Here is a 26325-nt window from a genome sequence, read left to right on the forward strand (position 1 = left end):
ATCCAAAATGGCTGATCTAAAACCCTATATCGCGAAAGCTGCATCAGGCGAACCGCTTTCGCTTGAGGATTCCCGAGCCGCCTTCGATATCATGATGTCAGGACAGGCAACGCCGTCGCAGATCGGCGGACTGTTGATGGCGTTGCGCGTACGCGGTGAAACAGTACCGGAAATCGCCGGTGCCGTTGCCTCCATGCGCTCGCGTATGCTGGGAGTTTCCGCTCCCAACAATGCCATTGATATTGTTGGCACTGGTGGCGATCAGTCGGGTTCATACAATGTCTCCAGCTGCTCGGCGTTTGTTGTTGCTGGAGCTGGCGTTCCTGTAGCAAAACATGGCAACCGCGCCCTCTCCTCCCGCTCTGGTGCAGCCGATGCACTCGCGGCGCTCGGCATCAATATCGAGGCCGACGCGAGCATCATCGGTCGCAGCATCACAGAAGCTGGCCTCGGCTTCATGTTTGCACCGATGCACCATTCCGCCATGCGCCATGTCGGCCCCTCGCGCGTAGAACTCGGCACCCGCACCATCTTCAATCTGCTTGGCCCCCTCTCCAATCCGGCCAGTGTCAAGCGTCAGCTTGTGGGGGTATTCGCACCACAATGGCTTGTGCCGCTGGCTGAAGTGCTCAAGGAACTGGGTTCCGAAGCGGCCTGGGTTGTCTATGGCGATGGCCTCGACGAGATGACTACCGCGGGAACGACACAAGTTGCCGCCCTCGAAAACGGTCAGATTCGTACCTTTGAAATTACGCCGGAAGAAGTTGGATTGCGTCGTTGCGATCCGGCCGAACTGAAAGGTGGCGAGGCTTCGGTAAACGCCAAAGCTCTGCTGGGCGTGCTTGAAGGCGAGAAAAACGCCTATCGAGACATCGTCCTGCTCAATTCAGGCGCGGCACTTGTGATAGCTGGCAAGGCGAAAGATCTCAAAGAAGGCATCGCACTCGCGACGCAATCCATCGACAGCGGCGCAGCACTTGATGTTTTGCAGAAGGTGATTGCTGTTTCCAACGACAAGGCCGCCTGACGGAAAGGAGCAAGTCATGTCCACCGACATTCTGCGCAAGATCGAGGCTTACAAGCGCGAAGAAATCGCTGCTGCAAAAGCCGAGCGCACCGTCGCTGATTTGCAGGCACGCGCAGAAGATCAGGAAGCCCCGCGTGGTTTTCTCAAAGCGCTGGAGGCAAAACGCGTCGCCGACGAATTCGCGCTGATTGCTGAAATCAAGAAGGCAAGCCCATCGAAGGGCTTGATTCGCCCTGATTTCGATCCGCCTGCACTTGCAAAAGCCTATGAAGCTGGTGGCGCTGCATGTCTTTCCGTGCTGACTGATACGCCTTCCTTTCAGGGGGCACCGGAATTTCTGACGGCAGCTCGCAACGCTTGCAGTCTCCCGGCTCTGCGCAAGGATTTTCTGTTCGATACCTATCAGGTACACGAAGCCCGCAGCTGGGGCGCAGATTGCATTCTGATCATTCTTGCAAGCGTCGACGATGATCTTGCAAAGGCGTTGGAAGAAACCGCGTTCGAGCTTGGCATGGATGCACTCATCGAGGTGCATGACGAAGCCGAGATGGAACGCGCACTAAAGCTTTCGTCGCGTCTGCTCGGCGTCAACAATCGCAATTTGCGTACATTTGAGGTCGATCTGGCCGTTTCGGAACGGCTGTCGAAGATGGCGCCAGCCGATCGCGTTCTGGTCGGTGAAAGCGGCATATTCACACACGAAGATTGCCTGCGTCTGAAAAAGTCTGGAATCGGGACATTCCTCATCGGAGAGAGCCTCATGCGGCAGGCCGATGTTGCAGCGGCTACCCGTGAACTGCTGACTGGCAAGGCCTGACTGATGATGTCCAAACTCACCCATATCGACCAGACCGGCGCTGCCAATATGGTGGATGTTGGTGCCAAGGACGAGACTGAACGACAGGCTGTGGCCGAAGGGGCGGTCAGAATGAATCTGGAAACGCTGGCGCTCATTCTGGAAGGCAACGCCGCTAAGGGTGACGTCATTGGCGCTGCGCGTCTGGCTGGCATCATGGCGGCTAAAAAGACCGCCGATCTGATTCCCCTCTGCCATCCACTGATGTTGACCAAAGTAGCCGTCGAAATCGAGCCGGATCAGACATTGCCCGGTTTGCGCGTTCGTGCGCTGGCCAAGCTCAAGGGGCGCACCGGCGTGGAAATGGAAGCCCTCACCGCCGTTTCTGTTACATGTCTTACGATCTATGACATGGCCAAAGCCGTCGACAAACATATGGAGATCGGCGGTATCCGCGTTACCGAAAAGGGCGGCGGCAAATCAGGTGACTGGAAAGCATAAACCGCTAGACTTTGCTCTGGATCAACTCATCTGGACAGATTCTGTGGTCTAGACGGGTCAACAATTCAGTTCGAGAGGAAACGCCATGTCCCTTCTCCCGGTCGATGAAGCACTGGCCCGCATCCTGAAATCCGCAGAACCGCACGGTAAAGAGCAGGTCGCTTTGTCAGATGCAGGTGGGCGCGTGGTTGCAACACCTGTTTTGGCACGTTTTCTGCAGCCACCGTTCGACGGATCGGCCATGGACGGTTACGCCCTGATCGCGCCAGACAACATCTCTTATCCCGTCGAGTTCGACATTATCGGCGAATCGGCAGCGGGCAATCGCTTCGAAGGTGAACCGGGAATTGGTCAGGCGGTCCGGATTTTCACCGGCGCGCCACTGCCCAAAGGCACGGATACGATCGTTATTCAGGAACACACTGAGCGCTCGGATAACCGGCTAACCGTTCACGAAGGCATAGAACCGGGACGACATATACGCCGCGCAGGCCTCGATTTTTCACCCGATAACATCGTCATTCCGAGCGGGCGGGCGCTGGATGCTGCGGCTCTGTCGCTGGCAGCGGCCAGTGGCAATGCGAGAATCGACGTGTTTCAAAAGCCCAAAATAGCAATCATTGCGACCGGCGATGAACTGGTTCCGCCGGGGGAAACACCTGGAAAAGACCAGATTGTTGCATCGAACAGCGTTGGAATCGCCGAGATAGTAAGGCGAGCCGGCGGAGCGCCAAATGATAAAGGGATCATTCCGGATGATCCTGCCAAAATCGAACGGGCAATAGCAGACAGCCTGCAAAGCGGCATCGACATTCTGGTAACGATTGGTGGCGCTTCCGTCGGTGACCGGGATTTTGTGCATGGAGCACTGCAGAAACAGGGCGTCAATCTCGACTTCTGGAAGATCGCCATGCGGCCCGGCAAGCCCCTGATGTATGGGCGCATCGAAGTGAACGGCAAGATCGTGCATGTCATCGGCCTACCGGGCAATCCCGTTTCGAGCTTGGTATGCAGCCTCGTTTTTCTCCGTCCGCTCGTCGCCAAGCTTGCCGGAACGAACCTCGATGCCGATATCCGACCTGCAAAGCTGGGCACTGACCTGCCTGCGAATGACCACCGCCGCGATTATATCCGGGCCACAATCGAATCAAACCCTGACGGAACGCTGACCGCAAAGCCGTTTCCGGTCCAAGATTCGTCCATGCTTTCAGCTCTCGTCGGTTCAAAAGCGCTTCTCATCAGGGATGAAAACGCTCCTGCTGCCACTGTTGGCGATGATTGTCGCGTTCTCATGCTATAGATCGAGCGCAATTCTCGCCCTCACTAAAGCTTGAGAAAACAGACCTAAGTCCTAATAAAATATATGTTATTCGAAGCAGCATCTGACATGCCGTGCCCGTGATGGTCTTGCCCTGAAATATTCCGTTCAATCTCACCCTGAGCGTTAATGGTTTTAAAACCATTGCAGAACAAGACTGGAACATATAGTGTTCGTTCTGGTTTTGTTTTTCTCGATTCTTGGCCGGGAGGGTGTCGCGCATGTTAACCCGTAAACAGCACGAGCTTCTGCTGTTCATTCATGAACGTCTAAAAGAAACGGGCATTCCCCCGTCTTTCGATGAAATGAAGGAAGCGCTCGATCTGGCTTCAAAATCGGGTATCCATCGTCTGATCACCGCCCTTGAGGAGCGTGGATTTATTCGCCGTCTGCCGAACAGGGCGCGTGCGCTTGAGGTGTTACGTCTGCCGGATTCCATCGCTCCGGGCCTCAATGCACAAAAGAAGTTCGCTCCCAGCGTTATCGAAGGCAGCCTGGGCAAAACGCCTCCGCCACCGGCACGCCCCGCTCCCGTGGCTACCAATGACGACACGTCTGGAACTGTGTCCGTACCGGTCATGGGGCGAATTGCTGCGGGTGTACCGATTTCGGCAATCCAGAATCAGACACACTCCCTCAGCCTTCCGCCCGAAATGATCGGTACGGGCGAGCATTACGCGCTTGAGGTCAGAGGTGATTCAATGATCGATGCCGGAATTTTCGATGGTGACACGGTCATCATTAAACGCGGTGATTCCGCAAACCCCGGCGAAATCGTGGTGGCACTTGTCGATGACGAGGAAGCGACTTTGAAGCGTTTTCGCCGCAAGGGTGCATCCATCGCTTTGGAAGCCGCAAACCCGGCATACGAAACCAGAATATTTGGCCCGGATCGCGTTCGTGTGCAGGGCAAGCTTGTGGGCCTGATCCGCCGCTACTAGATCGTAGTGTAGCCGGTTTTGGAGATAAGCTCCGAGTTCAAACAATGGAGCGGTTCCAGTTAAGAACAGAAACGTGGAACCATTCTTTATTTAGTTGCAGCGCGTTGGTTCATCGCTAACACCTGATGAACAAACTCCGGCATTTTGAGCGGAGTGGGATTTTGGTTTGTACTCGCGCTCGGACAAGCCACGTGCTGGACGCGAATGGATGCGGTGCAAATGCCAAGGACGACTTGGCGCATCAATTGCATAGGTAATTCGGTCCTCCGGCTGCCATTCAGATGTTTGCTGGTTCATCCCGGGCTTTGCGACGTCGTAGATGTCGCCCGATACAGTTTTGGAAGATCGATTTTGATCTGGCCTTTCTCCGAGCCTGATCTCGACAGCTCCCTTTAGTGCCAGTTCCTGCTTGCTGATGCTCAGGATAGTGGAACGTTCGCACGCCAGATTTTTGCCGGAAACGGCGAGAATAACCACATCGCCGATATTGCAGGCTATTTCCAGCATCGCGACATCTGCGGTGTAGGCTAGTGTACGACCATCACGCAAACTGATCGTACAAAGTCCATCTTCGCATTCGAACCCGTCCCCATCAGTTTGTTTCCTGTTTTTGCCCGATGGTGGCGCGATGAACTCTTCCACCAGATAAGCGGTTTTCCAATTGTCGATTGTGAACTGTGACGGTCGGCTTCGATTGACTGCGAACTTTCCGTCTGCGAGCCGAACCCCCACCAGTTTGGCGTCTTCCGAGATCACGATGTCAGGAAAGGGCTCCCTGACGAAAGCAGCAAACCCTAGAACGATGAACGGCAGCGCCAACACTTTCAATCTGGTCGACAGAACAACAACCAGAACGAGCGCAATGGTCCAGAGAACGATAGTGAGTGCGGGCATGGCCCCAGGATTACCGTCTGGTGACCACTTTGCAACAAAAGCAGCAATGTGCCTGACTGCGAAAATGCCCCAGCCCATTATCTGCAAAGGCACCCAGTCCAGTTGCAATGGCATCAGCACAAGACCAAAGACGGCAAACGGCATCACGAGAAGAGCTATTACAGGCTCAGCGAGGACATTTCCTACCAAGCCGAGCGGCGCTGTATTGTTGAAGTGATAAGCTGCAAAAATCCCGCTCGCCAGTCCGGCAATGAGCGAAGTAGCCGCCGCCGCTGTGATCGGCTTCAGGATTTTTCCAGCGAAGCTATAGGCGGTCTTCCCACGTCCTTCCGTGCCAACCTGCCTGATCGCGTAGCGCTCGCTCCACCAGGCATAACCGGCAATCAACGCAGCCGTAGCCGAAAAAGACATTTGAAAACTCGGTCCCAGTATCTCATGCGGCGAAATTGCAATCATAGCGATGGCCGCAATCGCCAGATTACGCATGCTGATGGCCGCTCGGTCTACCAGCAAAGCTCCGAGCATGACTGCAATCATCACGTAGCTTCGTTGTGCAGCGACATCCGCACCTGACATGGCAAGATAGAAGGTACAGCTCAACAGGGAGAGAAAGGCCGCATATTTCTTCACCGGATGCCGCACACTGAAAGCCGGAAATAGCGCGAAGACGGATCGCAACGTCAGCATGACAACGCCAGCGGCAAGCGCCATATGCAAGCCCGAGATCGACAGAATATGTGCGAGCCCCGCCTTGCGCAGGTCTTCATTTGTCCGCTCGCTGATCCCCGCACGCGTGCCTGCCACAAGCGCCGAAGCAACACTGCCGTCCTCGCCACCGATCACTTCCTCGATTCGTTCAGACACCCGCACGCGCAACATGGCGATCCATTGGGAAATTTCCGCAGTCAGTTCGTCTGGCTGAGAAACCGTCGCCACTTTGGGTGTTCCGAGAAAGAAACCATTGGCACCAATACCATTGAAATAGGCATGAAACGAGAAATCGTAGTTACCCGGGCGAACCGGACCCGACGGAATACGCAATCGCACGAAACCTGCCAGTCCGCTGCCAATGGCCGTTGACGCCGGTATGTCCCGCGCATTGACACGAATGCGTTTCGGTGGAAAACGGAGTTTTGGACGCTCTGTCTGGAGCACATCAAGTGTTATCCGCCAGCTGCCATTGTCCTGATATTCAAGAGAGACAACCCGACCCGTTACACGTGTTGCCACGTCAGAGCCCAGCATCGGCGTGGCACGACGTTCCGTTTCCCATTTGCCGACCACAAACCCCGCCAGCAGAGCGATTGCCAATGTCACGCCTTGGGCAGCGGCGAATTGCTTGCGCGTCGCAATTCGCAAGATAGTGGCCATACCGAGCATGGACAAAAGCGGTATCCATGCCGGTTCGAATGAGAGCGTGAAATAGATGATTGCGCCAACACCGGCAAAAACCGGCAGCAGAAGAAAAAATACACCGCGTCCCGCTTCAGTTTCGGCCGCAGCCTTGAACTGTCGACCTGTGACCGACGGTATAGACAAAAGTCGTTCACGCAAGCTCGGCGCAGGAGGCTTGACCGGCAGTGGATTTACCGGAATCTCGACATCATTTGGAGGCCAGACCTCTGGCAACAAAGCGCGCACCAAACCGTCGGGCAAGCTTTTCACAAGCGCCCGTTCGTTTGCATCGCTCGCTTCCCTGATGCCTGTCATGCCCCCGCCTGACCGCAAAAGTTGGCCCAACCGCCGGAATATCCCGAAAGAACGACGGCACATTCGCGCGAAAGGGATGCGAGGCCCTTGCGCACATTGCTGCCTATGCTACATGAACCGCAGCCGAAATCGAGTGGGTTCGCATAACGAACCCCGATTACCTGCCGGGCATTCTCGCTCAGGCATTGGAATTCAAGTTCGCGCCTGTGTCTCCGGCATTTGCCGCTGCTCTAAAAAGGCGCACGACATAGTGGAGCTATCATGTCGAAACCGGTCGTTACCCGTTTTGCCCCCTCGCCCACGGGGTATCTGCACATTGGTGGTGCGCGCACTGCCTTGTTCAACTGGCTTTATGCCAAGCACAGCGGTGGCAAGATGCTGCTGCGCATCGAAGACACCGACCGGGAACGTTCCACCGACGCCGCGACGGCTGCCATCCTTGATGGCCTGACCTGGCTTGGTCTGGACTGGGACGGCGATGCCATCTCTCAGTTCGAGCGCGCGCCTCGCCATCGCGAAGTCGCAGAAGAGCTCGTCGCTCTCGGCAAGGCATATTATTGCTATGCAACACCAGAAGAACTGGCCGAAATGCGCGAGAAAGCACGCGAAGAAGGCCGTCCGCCGCGCTATGACGGCCGCTGGCGTGACCGCGATCCGTCAGAAGCGCCTGCAGGCGTAAAGCCGGTCATCCGGATCAAGGCACCGCAGGAAGGCGAAACCCTCGTGCAGGACGCTGTGCAGGGCGATGTGCGATTCCCCAACAAAGACCTGGACGATTTCATCATTCTGCGTTCCGATGGTACGCCGACTTACATGCATGCAGTCGTTGTCGATGATCACGATATGGGCGTGACCCATATCATACGCGGCGACGATCATCTGACCAATGCTGCGCGACAGACCGTTATCTACGTTGCAATGGGTTGGGACGTGCCGCAAATGTCGCATATCCCGCTCATTCATGGTGCGGACGGTGCAAAACTCTCCAAGCGTCATGGCGCTTTGGGTGTGGATGCCTACCGTGCGATGGGTTATCTGCCTGCTGCTCTGCGCAACTATCTTGTACGCCTCGGCTGGAGCCATGGCGACGACGAAATCATGTCGACCGAACAGATGATCGAATGGTTCGATGTGAAGGATATCAACAAGGGGGCAGCTCGCTTCGATTTTCAGAAGCTTGAGGCAATCAATGGCGTCTATATGCGCGCCAGTGACGACAAGGCGCTTTATGATGCGCTTATCGCTGTTCTGCCGGAGATCGAGGGTGGCAAGGAAATTGCCGACGCTCTCGACGACAAGCGAAGCGCACAATTGCTTGCAGCTATGCCGGGCCTGAAGGACCGCGCCAAAACTTTGGTGGAACTGGCTGATAGTTCGAAATTCATCTTTGCTGCCCGCCCGCTTGATCTTGACGAAAAGGCAGCTTCTCTCCTGAACGACGAAGGCCGGGCCGTGCTCAAATCCGTACTCCCGGATCTGGAAGCAGCTGGCGAATGGACCGTTGAATCTCTTGACGGCGTCGTAAGGACTCACGCAGAAAAAACCGGTCTGAAACTGGGCAAGATTGCACAGCCCTTACGTGCATCTCTAACCGGTCGCGCTACCTCTCCGGGTGTGTTCGACGTGCTTTTCGTCCTTGGACGTGAAGAGTCTCTCGGACGTATTCGCGATCAAATCGGTTAAGGTGGGAACATTCACGCTGACGTGACAAAACCGGCGTAAATAGTTCAAATTACGCATTGCATCGCGAACCGTTTGGGATAGTTTGACGGGCAAAATCGTTAGGATAATGCGCTAAACGCTGATGGTCCCCATAGGGGCTGGGACCATGCCAAGAGATAAAAGACAAATTATAACGACGATTACAATTCTGCCGTCGTGCGGGCGGCAAAGTGGACATGAAAGGAAACACGATGTCAGATAGGACAGCCAGCTTTACACTAGAAGGCAAAACATTCGACCTGCCTGTACGACAAGGCACTGTCGGACCAGACGTCGTCGATATCGGTCCACTTTACAAAAACTCGCAGATGTTCACGTACGATCCCGGTTTCACGTCCACGGCATCGTGCGAATCCAAGATCACTTACATCGATGGCGATGAAGGCACCTTGCTCTATCGTGGTTACCCGATCGATCAGCTTGCCGAACACGGTGATTTTCTGGAAACCTGCTATCTGCTTCTCTACGGCGAATTGCCTACCGCGACGCAGAAGTCTGACTTCGACTACCGTGTGACACGCCACACGATGATTCACGAACAGATGACGAAGTTCTTTACGGGCTTCCGTCGTGACGCTCATCCCATGGCAGTCATGGTTGGCTGCGTTGGTGCAATGTCGGCTTTCTATCATGACTCGACCGACATCACCGACCCGCATCAGCGTATGGTCGCGTCGATCCGTCTGATCGCCAAGGTTCCAACGCTTGCCGCCATGGCCTACAAGTACCATATCGGCCAGCCGTTCATGTACCCGAAGAACGACCTCGATTTTGCGTCGAACTTCCTGCACATGTGCTTTGGCGTTCCATGCGAGGATTACAAGGTCAATCCGGTTCTGGCTCGTGCAATGGACCGCATCTTCATTCTCCACGCAGATCATGAGCAGAATGCCTCGACCTCGACCGTGCGCCTTGCCGGTTCTTCTGGAGCCAATCCGTTTGCATGTATCGCTGCCGGCGTTGCCTGCCTCTGGGGCCCTGCCCACGGCGGCGCAAATGAAGCTGCGCTCAACATGCTGGCTGAAATCGGTTCTGTGGACCGCATTCCAGAATTCATCGCCCGTGCAAAGGACAAGAACGATCCGTTCCGTCTGATGGGCTTCGGTCACCGCGTCTACAAGAACTACGATCCACGCGCCAAGATCATGCAGAAGACCTGCCATGAAGTTCTGGGCGAATTGGGTATCAAGGACGATCCGTTGCTCGACGTTGCAATGGAACTGGAAAAGATCGCCCTGACGGACGAATACTTCATTGAGAAGAAGCTTTATCCAAACATCGACTTCTACTCCGGCATCACGCTGAAGGCTCTCGGCTTCCCGACCGAAATGTTCACGGTTCTCTTTGCTCTCGCCCGCACCGTCGGCTGGGTCGCACAGTGGAAGGAAATGATCGAAGATCCGCAGCAGAAGATCGGCCGTCCGCGCCAGCTCTATACCGGCGCTCCCGAGCGGGATTACGTGCCGCTCGCAAAGCGTAAGTAAGTATCAGACTATAATAAAAACCCCGGTTGCCAAAACAACCGGGGTTTTTCGTATTCAATCTACAGTCAAAATCAGCTCTTGGAATTGCCTGCCAGTTCCAGAATGACGCGCGCCCCGATCTCGCCGGAGGGTTGCTCCGTCGCCATGATCAACGCAACTTTATCAAATCCGTCCAGCTGCGCCTGACGTGCCGATCCAGGCCGCATCAACCGTTCAAGGTTGCGTGCAAGCATTCCCGGACGGACAAACTCATTAAAATACTCAGGAACGACCGGCTCGTCGGCGATGATATTTGGCAAGGCAGCGCTCCAGATCGTGATCTTGGGCATCAGAAACTTGCGTGCGAACCAGTCCGCCTTATAGGAAAGCACGCTTGGAATGCGCGATAGAGCCAGCTCCAGCGAAACCGTCCCTGAAGCGGCAAGCGCCGCATCGGCTTTAGAAAAAGCTTTCCACTTTTCCTCATCACCCAGCACAATAAGCGGTTTGACAGCCCAGTCCTTTGAAAGATCGCGAACCATTTCCTCAATGCGTGGCAGTGTCGGCAGAACGACGTCAAGCTTGTCGACCCGGGCAGCTAATTCACCAACAGCCTGCCCGAACGGTTCCATGAGCATCTGGATTTCAGTCCGACGAGACCCCGGCAGAACGAGCAATGTTTTTCGGGACTCAACAGTCCGTCGCGCTTCCAGAGTTTTTTGTTCAGCCCGTGCCCGCAGTATCGGTTCATAACTAGAAAGGCGATGTCCGACATAAGTGGCACTCGGCCCGCTTAACCGCTGCATGACCTCCACCTCAAATGGAAGAATAGTCAACACATGGTCGAAATAGGCTTTCATCGCCCGTGCGCGTTGCGGCCGCCAGGCCCACACGCTTGGTGCGATATACTTCACGATGGGAATCGATGGATTTGCAGCCCTGATCTTCTTGGCAACGCGATGTGTAAACTCCGGACTGTCAATCAGAAGTACGCAATCCGGTTTCTCAGCGATGATGCTTCTAGCGGTCTGGCCAATACGCCGCATTAGACCCGGTAAGTTCTTCAGAATTGCGCCCAGCCCCATAAGCGCAATCTCGTGCGGATCAAAAAAAGACTTCATTCCCCGGGCTGCAAGGTGATCACCACCGACACCGATGATATCAACCAACTGGTCTGTCTGGCTCCGCAACGCATCAATAAGGTCGGCACCTAGAAGATCACCGGATTCTTCACCGGCCACTATTGCTATTTTCAATGGCCGGCTGGTGGTGTTCACTTCTTGATATCCTTTTTCTCGCGACTGACCGTCTCTATGAAAAGGCCTTCTGCATTGGCCGCCGCGATGGTTTCACCGAAGCCTAGAATGAATGTCCTGCCTGCCTCAACAGCTATTCCTGATAATCCCGCTTTTACGGCATTATCAATCGTAGAAATTCCGATAGTCGGAAGGTCTGCTCTTTCGTCCTGTCGCGGCTTCGCCATCTTGACGAGAACACCGCCACGCCGAGGTATGCGGCCAGCTGCACGTAACTCGCGCACACGCTCTATCATTTGATCTGTGCCTTCCGCCCCTTCGAGCGCAACGACACGTCCGCCAACCGCAACAGCACCCTGCCCGACATCCAGATCCCCCAGACGAAGCGCAGATTCCATTGCAAGTTCAAGATTATGACGTTCTCGCGCGTCCGGTGCATTTCGCGTCAAAATTTGAGCTGGCGATGGGGAAAGTAAATTCGGAACAACATCGTGAGCCCCGACAACTTTGAAACCGAAGGACTCCAGCAGACCGATAAATGCACGTAAAAGAGCATCATCGCCTTGTCCCAGCGCACGTAAAACGTAAGGCACTGCGCGCAGAGTAGGCCAGTCAAACTTCAGATCACTGACATGGGGCCTGCTTGTCACGCCACCAGCGAGGACAACGCGATCCACACCGGCAGCCTTCATGGACCGCACGAGCTTTGCAAACTCTACGATGGAGATTTCCTGATGCTCGTACTTGTAGAGTACCGGATCAGCCTCCCCTCGCAACGGTACGAGGAATGGCTTCTTCTCCGCAGCCTCAAGGGCCTCCGCCACACTGATCGGCAGCAGGCCATTACCGGCGATAATTGCAACGCGTCCCGCATCATCTGCAAGACGCGGTATTTGCTCAATCTTCGCCGCTGTCATGCCCGGCCCCACCATGGACCGCATCGAGCGGAGGTGTACAGTAGGCACGTTTGGTATCGACATTGATGAAGTCGATCATATCGATGACAGCCGGAGAATCCGGTATCGCAGTCAGGACGTCCTTTGCACGGTCCCGAATGGGCTTTGTGCGATCGAACAGCATCCGAACTGCATGACGGAGATTATGAATCTCTTTGCGTTCCATACCGGAACGCTTCATGCCGACGATATTCAATCCACCGAGATGAGCGTGCACGCCAATCGCCATGCCGTACGGGATAAGATCGCTTACAACCGCAGCCATGCCGCCAACGAAAGCGTGATGCCCAACGCGCACAAACTGATGAATAGCGGCACCACCACCCAGAATAGCGTGATGTCCGATTGTCGTGTGGCCACCAATCATCACATTGTTGGAGAAGGTGACGTAGTCGCCAATGTCACAATCATGTGCCACATGCGCGTAAGCCAGGAACGAACAGTTGTCGCCAACCGAAGTGTAACCACGTGCGCTGTCTGACCCCTTGTGCATGGTCACGCCTTCGCGGATCAGGCAATTTGCGCCAATGTTCAGCTTCGTTGGGCCGCCCTTATGCTTGTTGTTCTGCGGGTCGCAACCCAGAACAGCATGCGGATAAACCTTTCCACCTGTGCCAATTGTCGTTGCACCAGTCACCACTACATGACTCATCAATTCCGAATTGTCGCCTATGACGGCGCCAGACTGAATGTGACAGAAGGGGCCGACAGACACACCCTGCCCCAGTTCCACACCCTGCTCAACAAGAGCGGTGGGGTGAATAAATGTTTCTTTCATTGATATGCTCACTGGCTTTCTTCAGCTGTACTGATCATGGCAGCGACTTCAGCTTCCGCAACCTTTACACCATCGACTTCGGCAATGCATTCGTATTTCGAGATATTTGCGCGTTGCTTGATCTTCTTTACGTGAAGCAAAAGTCGATCTCCCGGTATGACCGGGCGACGGAATTTGGCATTATCTATAGTCATGAAATAGACCACGCCAGGGCGCCCGGTTTTGCGCTGAAGCAGAGAAATAGCGCCCGCCGTCTGTGCCATGGCTTCGACAATCAATACGCCCGGCATAATCGGCTTTTCAGGGAAATGTCCGGTGAAATGCGGCTCGTTGATCGTCACATTCTTGATGCCGGTTGCGGAGACGTCGCCGTCAATGTCAACAATCCGGTCGATCAGCAAAAATGGATAGCGATGCGGCAGCACTGCCAGAAGATCCTGGATATCTGCTGCTTCCAGCTTGGTCTGATTTGCATCACTCATCAGAGGATTGCTCCTTTCTCGATTGCCCGATGCTACGTATGTTCGCGATATCTCGGAACCACTGCTTGATAGGCCGAGCGGGAATACCGCCCCAGCGCTCGCCATCGGGTATGTCATTCATAACGCCGCTCGCTGCGGCAATCTGCACGCGCGAACCGATAATCAAATGGTCGGCAAGTCCCACACGACCACCCAGCATCGTCTGGTCACCGATGACACAGCTGCCGGAAATGCCGCAATGAGCCGCAACAATACAAAAACGGCCGATCCGAACATTATGGGCGATCTGTACGAGGTTATCGATCTTTGTACCTTCGCCAATGACGGTGTCGTTCAATGAACCACGGTCAATCGTCGTATTGGCGCCAATCTCGACATTGTCCTGAATGATGACTCTGCCAAGCTGGGGAACCTTTTCCAAGCCGGCGGGACCTGGGACGCAGCCGAAACCGTCCTGCCCAATCCGAACACCTGGATGAAGAGACACTTGATTGCCGATGAAAGCACACTGAACGGTTACACCGGGAGCAATATAGCTGTTGCGACCTATCTGGCTGCCTTCACCGATCACCGCTGTTGAAGAGATCAGCGTACCGCTGCCGACACTTACACCCTTGCCGATAACTGCACCGGCCTCGATCGTAGCACCGGCCTCGATATGTGCTGTGGGATGAATAATTGCAGCTGAAGAAACACCAGTTTCTCCAAACCAGCTGACCGGTCTAACGGATGCCGGAAACAGCATTCGACCAACAGAAGCAAAGTCGCGTTGTGGATTGCGGGTTATGAGTGCAGCTATGTGCGACGGCACACTGTCCACCACAGCTTCGCTACAGAGAACACCAGCAGCATTGATCGAGGAGAGACCGTCGGCATTCTTCTTGCCTTCGACGAAGACAAGAGAACCCTCAACAGCATCTTTAAGCGAAGAAAGACGCGCAACAGAACGCGGTGCAAGCTTCTGGTCACGAAGTCTTGCACCGGTAAAATCTGCGATATCGCCAATCGTGAGTTCACGCGAAGGCGCGAAAAAAACAGGATCTGCCATCAAAACACTTTCTTCCCCGGGGTTGTTATACCCCGGGAAAAGGCAAATCTATTAGAACTTGGTCGAAACACCGAAGTTGAAGTTCTGAACCTTGTCGGTATCAGCCTTCGCGATCGGGAACGCATAGTCAAAACGCAGAGGACCGAACGGCGAAGCCCACATCAAGCTTATACCTGCCGAAGCGCGAAGCTTCTTGTCGTCGCCATAGATTGGCGAACCGCCCTGCGAAGAGTCATTACCATAAAGTGTTGCGGCATCAGCAAACAAGGCGCCACGGATACCCAAGCTTTCAGGAACGAGCGGCATCGGGAACTGAACTTCAGCCGTACCGTTGATATAGGTCGTTCCGCCCATCCAGTAGCGTTTGCCGTTCGCGGCATCCTGATATGGACCGATACCATTGAACTTGAAGCCGCGGATGATGTCCGAATTGTTCTTGAACAGATCAAAGATGCGGACGCCATCATCACCGAATTCATGGATATAACCACCGCCAATGCCCAGCATGCCGACGATATCGGCTTCCTGAGAAAGCGTCTTGTAGTAGTTACCCTTGAACGTGGTCTTGATGTACTTGGCATCGCCGCCAAGACCTGCGAACTCCTGTGTGAACTTGCCATAAAGACCGTCATGCGGATTCTTCATGTCGTCGATGGAGTTGTAGGTCAGCGAATAGCTGATCGACGAACGCAGCCACGGACTATGCTCAGCAGCCTCTAGCAAGGCAGGCGCATAATAGTTGTCAGCATCCGCACGGAACAGGTCATACTTTTCCTGAACGAGGTTATACGCGAGACCTGCCGAGAAATTGTCCGTGATCGGAAGACCGAAGCGGATCGTACCACCGGTCTGCTCGACATCGTAATCATCGTTTACGCGATACGTACGACGGAATACATCGAAACCAGCCGAGAGACGGTATCCGAGGAAATATGGCTCCGTAAACGACAGGCCATAATTGCGCATATCATCCTGACCGGCACCGGCGCTGATACGGATGTACTGGCCGCGTCCGAGGAAGTTACGCTCGGTAATAGCAGCTTCGACCTGTGCACCCGGCGATTCGCCGCCTGTCGTATAACCGCCACCGATCGAGAATTCGCCGGTCGATTTTTCAACGACATCAACGACAAGAATAACCTGATCCGGCTCAGAGCCAGGCGCCGTCGAGATATTGACTGTCTGGAAGAAGTCCAGCGCTTCAAGACGACGCTTCGCGCGCTGTACCATGACCTGATTGAAGGCATCGCCTTCGTTCATGTCGAATTCGCGACGAATCACGAAGTCACGCGTCTTGTCGTTACCGCGAATTTCAATGCGCTGAATGTAAGCGCGCGGACCTTCGTCAACGCTATAGACGACCGAAATCGTATGGTTCTCGAAATCACGATCGCCACGCGGTTCAACCTTGGCGAAAGCATAACCACTACCGGCAACATTTTCGGTAACTGCGAGAACCGAATCTTCGATTTCCTTGGCGCTGTAAGGCTTACCCGAACGAGTCTTGACCAGATGATCCAGGGCCTGCCCGTCAACGCCATCAACGTTGCTCTCGACGCTTACATTGCCGAATGTATAGCGCTGACCTTCATCAACCGTGATGGTGATCGTGTATTCGTTTGTCGACGGATCGAGAACTGCATTCGATGAAATAACGCGGAAATCCGCATAGCCGCGATTGTAATAGAAACGACGGAGCGTTTCCTCGTCAGCCTGAAGACGCCCTTCGTCATATACGTCATTACGCGTCAGCCACGAAAGCGGATTCGAACGTTTGGTCGAAATCACGTCGCGCAAACGACGAGAGCCGAATGCCTGATTGCCAACGAAATCGACATTTGCGATTTTCGTGCGCGAACCTTCGTTGATTTCATAAACGACGTTCACACGCCCCTGACCAAGATCAACAGTACGTGCATTCACGGTCGCATCGCTGCGCCCGATATGCGCATAGGCTCCCTTGATCGCTTCAACGTCAGCTTCCATCGTCGCAGCGTCATAAGGCGAACGTGGCTTGAGCTGAACAGCACGAGTAAGATCAGGATCCTTGATCTTCTTGTTGCCCTGGAAAAGGACGTTGTTGACGACGGAACGCTCAGAAACATTCACGACGAGCGTGCTGCCGGACTGATTGATACGAACATCCGAGAACAGACCCATCGCAAACAGACGCTTCACCGCAGCATCAATATCAGCGCTGGTGAAGGCCTTGCCCGGACGAATGTCGATATTGTCACGGATGGACTGTGCGTCGACGCGTGTATTACCGCGTACCTCGATACGGCTAACGACAGCAGCCTCGGCAACATTGACCGAAGCCAGCGAGAGTGCAGCAGTACCCGAAGCCACAAGAGCCACTGACATGGCGAGCGCAGAAGCGGCGCCAAAGAATTTAGAACTTGCCGTCATAGGCTTTCCGAACCTTCGTTTCTTTCTGTCCCCGGGGCGATTAACCCAGAAAAGCACGTACAGATACAACCGTCATACCCGGTTTTTCCATACAAGCAAGCGTCACGGTTAAATTCTGTTTACTTAAGCAACCAGCGTGGCATCCGCGCCACGCGATTTGAGCGTTATGGTAAACAAATCGCTTAGCTTTTCGAGCAGTCACTCCCAATTTTCACTTCTGTTTAACACCTTCCCCGATCCTCGCCAGAGAAGATGCGCATCATAGCGGTTAGCTGACTGGAACCCTCCAGCCTGCACCGATCCCCAAGATCACCACCTGAGCCAGCCGGAGAGTCATCTAGCAGGCAAACAGGTCGTTGAAAAGTACGAACCCCATGAATCCCATAACAAGTAGGAACCCAACACGATAGAAAATTTCCTGCGCCGCAACAGATACCGGGCTACCCTTTATGGCCTCCACCGCATAGAAAACCAGATGGCCGCCATCCAATGGAGGCAATGGAAACAGGTTCAAAAGCCCGATACCAACCGACAACATTGCCATTAGCTGGATGAGCCAGTCAAAACCCTGACTCGCAGCCTTACCAGCCATATTGGCGATTTTCACCGGACCACCGAGCTGACATTTGTCCTCACGCCCAACCGCAAAACGCTGAAAGAACTCTCCTGTCCGGCTGATAATGTAGCCCGTTTCCATGACAGCTTGTCCCACTGATTCGAGGGGGCCATATTCAATCCGGCGGAAATTACCGACAGCTTCAGTGGTTTCCACGCCGATGGCGCCAAGCTTGATCTTGTTTCCAAGCGGATCCGTACGCTCGACGATTGCCGGAACGGCCTGCAAATCCACCATCTTGCCATCACGCTCGACAGTGAAGTTCAGCTTGTCCCCGGCCCGTCCGGATACGATGCGCTGCACATCGGAAAAAGTTGTGATCTTTTCGCCCTCAACGCTGATAAAGCGATCCCCGGCTTCAAACCCTGCTTCAGCAGCAGGACTGCCAGGCTGGACGCCAGCTATGAGCGGATCGGAAATCTGACGCCCATAGAGCGCGAAGAAGACACTGAAGATAACGATCGTCAGAATGATATTGAAAGCAGGACCGGCAAAGACGGTCGCCGCCCGCTTCCACACAGGCTGGGTATGGAATGCCCTTCGCTGCTCATCTGCGCTCAGGCTTGCATTATCGACGTCAACTGGAGAGCTTGTGGCGCTCTCGTCACCGATGAATTTGACATAGCCACCAAGCGGAATGGCAGAAATCTTCCACCGCGTGCCGTGCTTGTCCGTGAAACCGATCAGCTCAGGTCCGAAGCCGATAGAAAATGCCTGTGAGCCAATGCCGCACCAGCGCGCAACCAGATAGTGGCCCATTTCATGGACAAAGACCACAACGGTCAAAACAAAGAGGAATGGAATGATGGTCCCGACAAGCAGACTTTCGCCACCCAGAAAAAAGGCCAACGCCTCCTGCAAATCACTACTCCTTACACAACGCTAGTGGGCTTCCGAAGAACCGAATGCGTTTTGAGCAATCCCACAAACTCATCCGTCGCACCCTTAGAAACTGAAGAATATAGCGGACGGCACGTCTGGTTCTGCAAAAATTGCACCAAACAGGTACAAAAGTGCGGCAGCAGCGACAAGCCCGTCCACGCGATCCAGAACACCGCCATGCCCCGGCAAAAGACGGCCAGAGTCCTTTGCGCCGAACTGGCGCTTCACCCATGATTCTGCAAGGTCGCCAATCTGCGAAACGACAGACAGCAGCAATGCGAGTAGCGGTACCAGCCAGCTTCCGGGAGCAGCCACCAGTGAGGCAACCAGAATGCCACCGGCTACCGCAGCCGCGGCGCCACCGATGGCGCCTGACCATGTCTTGTTCGGTGAAAAGCGCGGTGCCAGTTTCGGCCCGCCCAGTGCCCGGCCATTGAAGTAGGCCGCGATATCCGTGGACCAGACAACTGCGAAAAGGAAAACAATCGCAGTAAAGCCAAAGGGCTCATCGCCGCGCAGGAGTGAAAGCGAAACGGCGGAGAAACCTGCATAGAAAAGCCCCGCCGCTGGCCAGCCGCGCCCTGTCCGCCATTGCGTGGCCAGAAGAATGAGGGTGCCCACCAACAGAACGCCAATCGTCAGCAAAGCGCTCCGGTCCATAACAAGCAGAACGCTTGTGAGCACCAGCCATGCCCAGCCGAACACACGTGAGAACACTGTCTGCTTCGGTGCGGTCAGGCTCGTCCACTCGTGGAACATGGCCAATCCGATTGCAATCGAAAACAGTGTGAAACCCAAACCGCCGACCCACGTCAGCCACAAGGCGGCTGCACCGAGGACAATGGCAGTAATGATGCGGGTTTGCAGATTGGACATTGAGACCTTTCGACAGACTGGCTTACGCCATATTAGAGCATTTTCAGTCGTCCCAACTCTCGGGAACCACCTTAGACTGCCGCCCCCTTGGTCGAAGGGCATGCGATTTCTTCTTCACGGTCTTCCAGTCCGGCGCGCACTTCAACGCCGCCAAACCGACGCTCGCGCTGGCGAAAAGCCTCATAGGCTGCATCAAGATCAGACGCGCGGAAATCAGGCCAATGAATGGGCAGGAATAGAAACTCGGAATACGCCGCTTGCCAGAGCAGGAAATTCGACAGGCGCATTTCCCCGCTCGTACGGATGATAAGATCGGGATCGGGTATCCCGGCTGTATCGAGATTTGCGGAAACCAGTTCACTGGAAATGGAAGCAGGATCAAGCAGTCCGGCAGCGACATCACGCGCCAGACTTCGAACGGCACGGACGATCTCGTCGCGGGAACCGTAATTGAAAGCTATGATCAGGTTGAGGCCTGTATTGCGACGCGTAAGCGTTTCCGCTTCGACTAATAGCGCACGTATATCGGCGGCAAGTTCCTCGCGCTCGCCGATAATACTGACACGCACATTATTGCGGTGCAGCTCAGCAAGATCGCGTCGGATGAAAATCTTCAGCAACCCCAGAAGATCGTTCACCTCGCCGCTGGGGCGGGACCAGTTCTCTGAAGAGAACGCAAACAATGTAAGGTAGCCGAGACCACGATCCCCGGCCGCCCGCACAATCTCACGAAGAGCTTCCACGCCTGCCCGGTGCCCGGCGCTGCGCGGCAAATTGCGCGCCTTCGCCCAACGGCCATTGCCATCCATGATAATGGCGATGTGGCGCGGATCGGACATGGCGAAGCTCTCCCTCAATGAAAACCATGCAGGTACTAGACCTGCATGATCTCCCCTTCTTTCACTGCAACGACCTTATCCATCTCAGCGATGGTTTCGTCCGTCAGCTTCTGCACTTTTTCAGACAGAACGCGGCCATCATCCTGACTGATGAGGCTGTCCTTCTCCAGCTTTTTCAGCGTGTCCATACCGTCACGACGAACATGACGGGCAGCGATACGACCCTGCTCAGCATACTGGTGCGCGATCTTGACCAGTTCCTTGCGGCGCTGTTCGTTCAATTCCGGCAGCGGAATGCGCAGCGTCGTGCCATCGGTGATGGGATTGAGACCGAGGCCGGAATCGCGAATTGCGCGTTCCACAGCGCCCACCATGCTCTTGTCCCAGACGGAAACCGAAAGCATACGCGATTCGGGAACAGTGATATTGGCAACCTGATTGATCGGCATGGTCGAGCCATAGGCCTCGATCACGATCGGCTCCAGCAAGCTTGCTGAAGCGCGGCCCGTGCGCAGACCGTTAAGGTCGTGCTTCAAAGAATTGATAGCGCCTTCCATGCGGCGTTTCAGGTCGTTGATGTCGAAAGCATCACTCATGCATTTTCTCCTTCGATACGCAGCAAAGGTCGATCAATTATCGGAAACGATCGTGCAGCGTCCCTTGCCTTGCAGAATTTCGGCCAAGCCGCCGTTTTCATGGATGGAATAGACTATTATCGGAATGTTGTTCTCACGCGCAAGGGCAACAGCAGCTGTATCCATGACTGCAAGCCCGCGATCGAGAACTTCTTTGTGGGTCAAACTGTCAAAACGCGTCGCGTTCGGATCCTTCTTCGGGTCGGCAGAATAGATTCCGTCAACCTGCGTGCCCTTCAAAAGCGCATCCGCTTCAATTTCCGCAGCACGAAGAGCTGCTGCCGAATCCGTCGTGAAGAAAGGATTTCCGGTGCCACCAGCAAAGATCACGACCTTGCCCTCATCCATGTAAGCCGTAGCCTGTCTCTGCGAGAAGCTCTCACAGATTTCAGGCATGGCTATGGCCGAGAGCACGACAGAATCGACGCCAATCTTGTGCAGGGAAGTACGCAGCGCCAGCGAATTGATGACCGTGGCCAACATACCCATGTGATCGCCTGTGACGCGGTCTCCGCCCTTGGAGGCCACAGCGACACCGCGAAAAATATTGCCACCGCCGATCACGACGCCAACTTCAACACCAAGCGACCGTGCCTGCTTGATGTCGTTTGCAATACGGTCTGCAACGGAAACATCGATGCCAAAGCCCTGACTGCCCATCAATGCCTCGCCCGAGGCTTTCAAAAGGACGCGTTTGTAGGCGGGCTTACCGGACATTGGATGCTCTCCGCAGATTGTGATCAAGTGGTTGTGTTCGGGTTCCGATACACGAAGGGCACCGCGTTGTCACGCGATGCCCTTCATAATCAAAAGCCTTTTCAGGCAATCAGCGCATTCCGAAAAGTGGAAACCGGTTTTCGGAACAAAATGCGCTGAAAAAACGGAGCCACTTAGCCCTTGGCAGCAGCAGCTACTTCAGCAGCAAAGTCGGTTTCTTCCTTCTCGATGCCTTCGCCGAGAGCAACACGGACAAAGCCGGTGATCTTGGCCGGTGCACCGATGGTCTTTTCAGCTTCCTTGAGGGCAGCTGCAACCGTCAGGTCAGGATTGATGACGAAAGCCTGCGAAAGAAGAACAACTTCTTCGTAGAACTTGCGCATACGGCCTTCGATCATCTTTTCGATGATGTTGTCCGGCTTGCCGGATTCACGGGCCTGCTCGATGAAAATCGCCTTTTCGCGCTCGGCAGCAGCCGGGTCAACGTCCTCGGCAGTGAGAGCCAGCGGGTTGATTGCAGCAACGTGCATGGCAACCTGACGACCAAATGCGTTTGCAGCTTCTGCATCGCCAGCGGTTTCGATTGCTACGAGAACGCCGAGCTTGCCGAGGCCATCAGCAACGCCGTTGTGAATGTAGGTCGCGACAACGCCCTGCGGGACGGTCAGCGCAGCCGAACGGCGGAAGCCAATGTTTTCACCGATGGTGGCAACAGCGTCCTTTGCCGTTTCGGTAACGGTCTTGCCGTCAACGTTGGCGTTGGCCACAGCTTCGGTCGAACCGTCGGTCGACAGAGCAGCCTGAGCAATCTTGCGGACCAGATCCTGGAAAGCATCGTTGCGGGCAACGAAGTCGGTCTCGGAATTGACTTCAACCACAACAGCCTTGTTGCCGGAAGCTGCAACGCCAACCAGACCTTCGGCCGCCGTACGGCCAGCCTTCTTGTCAGCCTTTGCAATACCCTTGGCACGCAGCCAGTCAACGGCAGCTTCGATATCGCCATTGGTTTCAGCAAGTGCTGTCTTGCAGTCCATCATGCCGGCGCCGGTGAGGTCGCGGAGTTCTTTGACGAGAGATGCGGAAATGCTCATGATATCGCCTTTCATGAAAGCGAAGGCACACCGGATGGGTGTGCCAACTTTTAACCGGCGCTTGGTTTCTGGATCGCGATCACCCTGAGCATTGCACTTCAGGAATCACAATCCCGCGCCGGGATGAAACGAGATTATCCACCCGCCCTATCGCAGATATGACGGATGGATGAAATCATACGCTGATTAAGCGCCTTCAGCCGGAGCTTCGAGGGCTGGCTCAACCGGAGCTTCAGCCTGCGCACCGACGTCGATGCCCATTGCGCCCTGCTGACGGGCAATACCGTCGAGAGCAGCGCGAGCAATCAGATCACAATAAAGAGCGATAGCGCGTGCAGCGTCGTCGTTACCCGGAATCGGGTAGTCGATCTGGTCTGGATCGCAGTTCGAGTCGATCACTGCGACAACCGGGATACCAAGACGCTTGGCTTCCTGAATAGCAATCGCTTCCTTGTTGGTGTCGATGATGAACATCAGGTCCGGAACTGAACCCATGTCCTTGATACCACCGAGGGCGCGGTCGAGCTTTTCACGCTCACGCTCAAGGTTCAGGCGTTCCTTCTTGGTGAAGCCCTGAGCTTCGCCAGCCAGAAGTTCGTCGAGCTTGCGCAGACGCTGGATCGAGTTGGAGATCGTCTTCCAGTTGGTCATCATGCCGCCGAGCCAGCGTGCATTGACGTAATACTGTGCCGAACGGTTGGCAGCATCGGCAATGATGTCCGAAGCCTGACGCTTCGTGCCGACGAACAGAACGCGACCGCCGCGAGCAACCGTGTCCGAAACGATCTTCAGCGCATTGTGCAGCAGAGGAACGGTCTGGGACAGATCGAGAATGTGGATGTTGTTACGGTCACCATAGATGTATGGTGCCATTTTCGGGTTCCAGCGATGGGTCTGGTGGCCGAAGTGAACACCAGCTTCCAGAAGCTGGCGCATGCTGAAATCAGGCAATGCCATCTTTATTTTCCTTTTCCGGTTTAACCTCCACGGGCTGAGGCGATTTCTCGCCACCGGAGGTTTTTGCCGGATTTCTCCCGACAAAAGCCCAATCCCGTGTGTGGAATAGGCGCGCTGTTAACTGATCACGCCGTAAATTGCAAGTCGTCTACACAATATAGCATTGAACAGGCGAACAAACACGCCAATCGGCGTGCTTATTTGCAGGTCGCGGTCTGTTTTGCCGCGTCATAGACATCAAGCTTCACAAGCTTCCCGCGCATGGAGAAATCTCCATAGTCCATAGTGAGGTCGCGGGTGATGCCATTGCGATAGAGCTTGAAATTAATGCGGTAGATCGGCAGGCCGTCCTGCTTTTCCTTGTCATCGAAATAGGCAATCGTCACCGGCCAGACCTGATCCTTGGAAAATTTACCCATGACCTTGGTCTCGTCATCCGGCAGAGACTGCTCCTTGCCGACGACAACGGTGGTAGCAACCACCCGGTCGGCATCTTCGGACGCGTCGAAAAGCGACGTCTGGTAAAATTTCTGCCCGGCTTCCGCCTTGCCGATCAGCTCTTCCATATGTCCGGTCGGAAATTGCGTTCCCTTGAGGTCAAGCTTGTTTTCCTTCGGCTTGTTCAGTTCAACGACTGTCTTGCCGCCCTCGAGTTTCGCGTCACCACGCACTTCCTTGACCAGTTCCTTGTCCACGAAGGTCTTGTTGACGAAACGGAAATTCTTTCCGTCTGCACCTTCGAAAGTCGTCGTCTGCTGGTCGGTCACACGCTGCGGCTGTTCTTCCATATCGATCCGAGTCACGAAACGGAAATTGGTGGTGTAGCCTTCACACGCAGATCCGTTGAACTCGTAGACCATGCGACCGGTCAAACCGCTGATCCCCGATTTTTCGTCGGCGCGATCCAGGGTCAGATCATAGACTGCGCGATGTGGAACCAACGTTACCGTCGAGGCCGCATGAGCGACGCCAGCGAATCCGGCCCATACACAAGCAGCCGTCCCACTCGCCGCAACCGCACTCTTGAAAAAACGCATACATCAATCTCCCGATGAGTTGACGAGCATGATAAAAAAACTCGTGGCGGAAGCGAGGCAAAAAACGCACCCTTCCCAAAAGCTTCACCGATTCTGCCTATAGGTAGATCGCGAAGTACCTTTGCAAGCAAGGATTAATACAATGACCGACACGATCGACAGCCGCCTCAAAAATCTGGGTATATCCATCCCAGAGGCCGCAGCACCCGCCGCAAACTACGTTCCTTTTGCACAAAGCGGTTCTTTGCTTCTCACATCTGGCCAGCTTCCGCTGGAAGGCGGCAAGCTTGTGCACACGGGGCAGATTGGTGATGAGCTGACGGTTGCGCACGGACAAGCTGCTGCACGCGCCTGTGCTGTCAACATCCTTGCCCAGGCAAAGGCTGCTCTTGGTGACCTTGGCCGCATCAAGCGGATTGTGAAGATTACTGCCTTCGTGGCTTCCACGCCTGATTTCGTGGAACAGCACCTTGTGGCCAATGGCGCCTCCGATCTCCTCGTGGCGGTTCTCGGCGACGCTGGCAAACATGCCCGCTCGGCTGTTGGTGTTGCGAGCCTACCCCTCAATGCACCTGTTGAAATAGAAGCGATCATCGAGGTTGCCTGACATGACTTCCATCGACTGGATCAAGAAGCGTCCTGTTGCTCATCGCGGATTGCACGATCTCAATAAAGAGCGCTGGGAAAACACTCTTTCAGCGTTCGAGGCAGCAGTAAAGGCGGGTTTCGCTATCGAATGCGATGTGCATCTCACAATTGACGGCGGCGTTGTGGTCTTTCATGACGATGAACTGAAACGTCTCGCCGGTCGTGAAGGCTACATCAGCGATCTGACACTGAAGGAAGCCACCGCACTGAAGATTGGCGGCACCGCCGATCATGTGCCGACGCTTCGTCAAATGCTTGATCTGGTCGATGGTCGCGTTCCCCTCGTTATCGAGCTGAAGGGTATCGAAGGTAAAGATGACGGTCTGGTTGCCACCGTTGCCAAAGAACTGGCATCCTATAAGGGCGAAGCCGCGATCATGTCTTTCGATCACCACCTGATCCGCCGTTTTGCGGCAGATGCACCGGGAATTCCTGGCGGTCTGACAGCCGAAGGTACACGCAGGGAGGACTTCGAAAGACATTTCTCCATGCTGGCGCATGGCATCTCCTTCGTCTCCTATAATGTGCATCACCTGCCCAACCCGTTCGTCACCTTTGTTCGCGAGAAGTTACAAATGCCGGTGATCAGCTGGACAGTGCGGGATCGGGAAATGCAGAAACATAGCGATCTCAATGTCGACCAGATCACGTTCGAAGGCTTTGATCCACGCGCCCTCGTAGCTTGACGACAACACGCCGAACACCGCAAAATATGTGCGATAACGG

24 protein-coding genes are annotated in these 26325 nt (G+C 54.8%); 9 read left to right on the forward strand and 15 right to left on the reverse strand.

The window, feature by feature from the left end; translation table 11 throughout:
• The first annotated feature begins 7 nt into the window (after nucleotides 1-7).
• The 5 genes from trpD (at nucleotide 8) to lexA (ending at nucleotide 4583) form a co-directional block, all read left to right on the forward strand.
• A complete protein-coding gene (gene trpD, locus OHI65_RS16215; protein WP_125300208.1) occupies nucleotides 8-1027 on the forward strand; it encodes an anthranilate phosphoribosyltransferase in 1020 nt (339 codons plus the stop codon).
• 16 nt (nucleotides 1028-1043) lie between these two features.
• A complete protein-coding gene (trpC, locus tag OHI65_RS16220; protein ID WP_125300207.1) occupies nucleotides 1044-1844 on the forward strand; it encodes an indole-3-glycerol phosphate synthase TrpC in 801 nt (266 codons plus the stop codon).
• A gap of 3 nt (nucleotides 1845-1847) precedes the next feature.
• A complete protein-coding gene (moaC, locus tag OHI65_RS16225) occupies nucleotides 1848-2324 on the forward strand; it encodes a cyclic pyranopterin monophosphate synthase MoaC (RefSeq protein ID WP_125300206.1) in 477 nt (158 codons plus the stop codon).
• Nucleotides 2325-2409: 85 nt separating this feature from the next.
• On the forward strand, nucleotides 2410-3624 hold the full coding sequence (glp, locus tag OHI65_RS16230; RefSeq protein WP_125300205.1) for a gephyrin-like molybdotransferase Glp: 1215 nt from the start codon (nucleotides 2410-2412) through the stop codon (nucleotides 3622-3624).
• A 239-nt stretch (nucleotides 3625-3863) separates the two neighbouring features.
• A complete protein-coding gene (gene lexA / locus OHI65_RS16235) occupies nucleotides 3864-4583 on the forward strand; it encodes a transcriptional repressor LexA (RefSeq protein ID WP_125300204.1) in 720 nt (239 codons plus the stop codon).
• A gap of 90 nt (nucleotides 4584-4673) precedes the next feature.
• On the opposite strand, the gene OHI65_RS16240 is transcribed toward lexA, so the two are convergent.
• Nucleotides 4674-7187: a ComEC/Rec2 family competence protein gene (locus tag OHI65_RS16240; RefSeq protein ID WP_125300203.1), complete on the reverse strand. Its 2514-nt coding sequence runs from the start codon at nucleotides 7185-7187 to the stop codon at nucleotides 4674-4676.
• A gap of 261 nt (nucleotides 7188-7448) precedes the next feature.
• Here OHI65_RS16240 and gltX point away from each other — a divergent pair, with 261 nt between their 5' ends.
• Both gltX and gltA read left to right on the forward strand, forming a co-directional pair.
• The gene (gltX, locus tag OHI65_RS16245; protein ID WP_125300202.1) at nucleotides 7449-8870 is read left to right on the forward strand and encodes a glutamate--tRNA ligase; all 1422 of its coding nucleotides are present in this window, start codon (nucleotides 7449-7451) and stop codon (nucleotides 8868-8870) included.
• Nucleotides 8871-9100: 230 nt separating this feature from the next.
• Nucleotides 9101-10393 carry a citrate synthase gene (gltA, locus tag OHI65_RS16250; RefSeq protein ID WP_010659989.1) on the forward strand — a complete coding sequence of 431 codons (1293 nt, stop codon included), beginning with the start codon at nucleotides 9101-9103 and terminating at the stop codon, nucleotides 10391-10393.
• Between the two features lie 71 nt (nucleotides 10394-10464).
• Here the strand turns inward: gltA and lpxB are convergent, their stop codons facing one another.
• From lpxB to eipB, 14 genes are all read right to left on the reverse strand, one after another.
• A complete protein-coding gene (gene lpxB, locus OHI65_RS16255) occupies nucleotides 10465-11649 on the reverse strand; it encodes a lipid-A-disaccharide synthase (RefSeq protein WP_125300201.1) in 1185 nt (394 codons plus the stop codon).
• On the reverse strand, nucleotides 11646-12545 hold the full coding sequence (locus OHI65_RS16260; RefSeq protein WP_012091958.1) for an LpxI family protein: 900 nt from the start codon (nucleotides 12543-12545) through the stop codon (nucleotides 11646-11648). The genes lpxB and OHI65_RS16260 overlap by 4 nt, the downstream gene beginning before the upstream one ends.
• Nucleotides 12526-13362: an acyl-ACP--UDP-N-acetylglucosamine O-acyltransferase gene (gene lpxA, locus OHI65_RS16265; protein ID WP_125300200.1), complete on the reverse strand. Its 837-nt coding sequence runs from the start codon at nucleotides 13360-13362 to the stop codon at nucleotides 12526-12528. Before lpxA ends, OHI65_RS16260 begins: the two co-directional genes overlap by 20 nt.
• An 8-nt stretch (nucleotides 13363-13370) precedes the next feature.
• Nucleotides 13371-13844: a 3-hydroxyacyl-ACP dehydratase FabZ gene (gene fabZ, locus OHI65_RS16270; protein ID WP_010659985.1), complete on the reverse strand. Its 474-nt coding sequence runs from the start codon at nucleotides 13842-13844 to the stop codon at nucleotides 13371-13373.
• Nucleotides 13837-14892 (reverse strand): UDP-3-O-(3-hydroxymyristoyl)glucosamine N-acyltransferase, encoded by a 1056-nt coding sequence (gene lpxD, locus OHI65_RS16275; protein WP_264358751.1) that lies wholly within the window; start codon nucleotides 14890-14892, stop codon nucleotides 13837-13839. Before lpxD ends, fabZ begins: the two co-directional genes overlap by 8 nt.
• A 51-nt stretch (nucleotides 14893-14943) precedes the next feature.
• Nucleotides 14944-17301, reverse strand: a complete 2358-nt coding sequence (gene bamA, locus OHI65_RS16280) for an outer membrane protein assembly factor BamA (protein ID WP_010659983.1) — start codon at nucleotides 17299-17301, stop codon at nucleotides 14944-14946.
• A 337-nt stretch (nucleotides 17302-17638) separates the two neighbouring features.
• On the reverse strand, nucleotides 17639-18778 hold the full coding sequence (rseP, locus tag OHI65_RS16285) for an RIP metalloprotease RseP (protein ID WP_012091955.1): 1140 nt from the start codon (nucleotides 18776-18778) through the stop codon (nucleotides 17639-17641).
• 84 nt (nucleotides 18779-18862) lie between these two features.
• The gene (locus OHI65_RS16290) at nucleotides 18863-19675 is read right to left on the reverse strand and encodes a phosphatidate cytidylyltransferase (protein WP_010659981.1); all 813 of its coding nucleotides are present in this window, start codon (nucleotides 19673-19675) and stop codon (nucleotides 18863-18865) included.
• Nucleotides 19676-19746: 71 nt separating this feature from the next.
• Nucleotides 19747-20514: an isoprenyl transferase gene (locus OHI65_RS16295; RefSeq protein WP_010659980.1), complete on the reverse strand. Its 768-nt coding sequence runs from the start codon at nucleotides 20512-20514 to the stop codon at nucleotides 19747-19749.
• Between the two features lie 35 nt (nucleotides 20515-20549).
• Complete coding sequence (frr, locus tag OHI65_RS16300) at nucleotides 20550-21110, reverse strand: ribosome recycling factor (RefSeq protein ID WP_010659979.1); 561 nt, start codon at nucleotides 21108-21110, stop codon at nucleotides 20550-20552.
• A 33-nt stretch (nucleotides 21111-21143) separates the two neighbouring features.
• A complete protein-coding gene (pyrH, locus tag OHI65_RS16305) occupies nucleotides 21144-21866 on the reverse strand; it encodes a UMP kinase (RefSeq protein ID WP_010659978.1) in 723 nt (240 codons plus the stop codon).
• A gap of 173 nt (nucleotides 21867-22039) precedes the next feature.
• Nucleotides 22040-22957: a translation elongation factor Ts gene (gene tsf, locus OHI65_RS16310; protein ID WP_036578226.1), complete on the reverse strand. Its 918-nt coding sequence runs from the start codon at nucleotides 22955-22957 to the stop codon at nucleotides 22040-22042.
• A 186-nt stretch (nucleotides 22958-23143) separates the two neighbouring features.
• Nucleotides 23144-23914, reverse strand: coding sequence for a 30S ribosomal protein S2 (gene rpsB, locus OHI65_RS16315; RefSeq protein ID WP_010659976.1), 771 nt, complete (start codon nucleotides 23912-23914; stop codon nucleotides 23144-23146).
• Nucleotides 23915-24111: 197 nt separating this feature from the next.
• On the reverse strand, nucleotides 24112-24951 hold the full coding sequence (gene eipB, locus OHI65_RS16320; protein ID WP_010659975.1) for a cell envelope integrity protein EipB: 840 nt from the start codon (nucleotides 24949-24951) through the stop codon (nucleotides 24112-24114).
• Between the two features lie 142 nt (nucleotides 24952-25093).
• Here eipB and OHI65_RS16325 point away from each other — a divergent pair, with 142 nt between their 5' ends.
• A complete protein-coding gene (locus OHI65_RS16325; RefSeq protein WP_006471616.1) occupies nucleotides 25094-25558 on the forward strand; it encodes a RidA family protein in 465 nt (154 codons plus the stop codon).
• Nucleotide 25559: 1 nt separating this feature from the next.
• Nucleotides 25560-26285, forward strand: coding sequence for a glycerophosphodiester phosphodiesterase (locus tag OHI65_RS16330; RefSeq protein WP_012091952.1), 726 nt, complete (start codon nucleotides 25560-25562; stop codon nucleotides 26283-26285).
• Nucleotides 26286-26325: the final 40 nt, after the last annotated feature.

This window comes from Brucella sp. MAB-22, from assembly GCF_025908475.1.
GTDB classification, from domain to species: domain Bacteria; phylum Pseudomonadota; class Alphaproteobacteria; order Rhizobiales; family Rhizobiaceae; genus Brucella; species Brucella anthropi.

Excerpts from the sequence above, each read along its gene's own strand:
- pyrH (WP_010659978.1), bottom strand. The coding sequence starts at position 21,866 with ATGTCCGGTAAGCCCGCCTACAAACGCGTCCTTTTGAAAGCCTCGGGC.
- trpD (WP_125300208.1), top strand. The coding sequence starts at position 8 with ATGGCTGATCTAAAACCCTATATCGCGAAAGCTGCATCAGGCGAACCG.
- OHI65_RS16295 (WP_010659980.1), bottom strand. The coding sequence starts at position 20,514 with ATGTCCGATCCGCGCCACATCGCCATTATCATGGATGGCAATGGCCGT.
- gltX (WP_125300202.1), top strand. The coding sequence starts at position 7,449 with ATGTCGAAACCGGTCGTTACCCGTTTTGCCCCCTCGCCCACGGGGTAT.
- OHI65_RS16290 (WP_010659981.1), bottom strand. The coding sequence starts at position 19,675 with ATGTCCAATCTGCAAACCCGCATCATTACTGCCATTGTCCTCGGTGCA.
- bamA (WP_010659983.1), bottom strand. The coding sequence starts at position 17,301 with ATGACGGCAAGTTCTAAATTCTTTGGCGCCGCTTCTGCGCTCGCCATG.
- gltA (WP_010659989.1), top strand. The coding sequence starts at position 9,101 with ATGTCAGATAGGACAGCCAGCTTTACACTAGAAGGCAAAACATTCGAC.
- OHI65_RS16330 (WP_012091952.1), top strand. The coding sequence starts at position 25,560 with ATGACTTCCATCGACTGGATCAAGAAGCGTCCTGTTGCTCATCGCGGA.
- eipB (WP_010659975.1), bottom strand. The coding sequence starts at position 24,951 with ATGCGTTTTTTCAAGAGTGCGGTTGCGGCGAGTGGGACGGCTGCTTGT.
- lpxD (WP_264358751.1), bottom strand. The coding sequence starts at position 14,892 with ATGGCAGATCCTGTTTTTTTCGCGCCTTCGCGTGAACTCACGATTGGC.
- OHI65_RS16240 (WP_125300203.1), bottom strand. The coding sequence starts at position 7,187 with ATGACAGGCATCAGGGAAGCGAGCGATGCAAACGAACGGGCGCTTGTG.
- OHI65_RS16260 (WP_012091958.1), bottom strand. The coding sequence starts at position 12,545 with ATGACAGCGGCGAAGATTGAGCAAATACCGCGTCTTGCAGATGATGCG.
- trpC (WP_125300207.1), top strand. The coding sequence starts at position 1,044 with ATGTCCACCGACATTCTGCGCAAGATCGAGGCTTACAAGCGCGAAGAA.
- fabZ (WP_010659985.1), bottom strand. The coding sequence starts at position 13,844 with ATGAGTGATGCAAATCAGACCAAGCTGGAAGCAGCAGATATCCAGGAT.
- moaC (WP_125300206.1), top strand. The coding sequence starts at position 1,848 with ATGATGTCCAAACTCACCCATATCGACCAGACCGGCGCTGCCAATATG.
- glp (WP_125300205.1), top strand. The coding sequence starts at position 2,410 with ATGTCCCTTCTCCCGGTCGATGAAGCACTGGCCCGCATCCTGAAATCC.
- rpsB (WP_010659976.1), bottom strand. The coding sequence starts at position 23,914 with ATGGCATTGCCTGATTTCAGCATGCGCCAGCTTCTGGAAGCTGGTGTT.
- lexA (WP_125300204.1), top strand. The coding sequence starts at position 3,864 with ATGTTAACCCGTAAACAGCACGAGCTTCTGCTGTTCATTCATGAACGT.
- frr (WP_010659979.1), bottom strand. The coding sequence starts at position 21,110 with ATGAGTGATGCTTTCGACATCAACGACCTGAAACGCCGCATGGAAGGC.
- tsf (WP_036578226.1), bottom strand. The coding sequence starts at position 22,957 with ATGAGCATTTCCGCATCTCTCGTCAAAGAACTCCGCGACCTCACCGGC.
- OHI65_RS16325 (WP_006471616.1), top strand. The coding sequence starts at position 25,094 with ATGACCGACACGATCGACAGCCGCCTCAAAAATCTGGGTATATCCATC.
- lpxA (WP_125300200.1), bottom strand. The coding sequence starts at position 13,362 with ATGAAAGAAACATTTATTCACCCCACCGCTCTTGTTGAGCAGGGTGTG.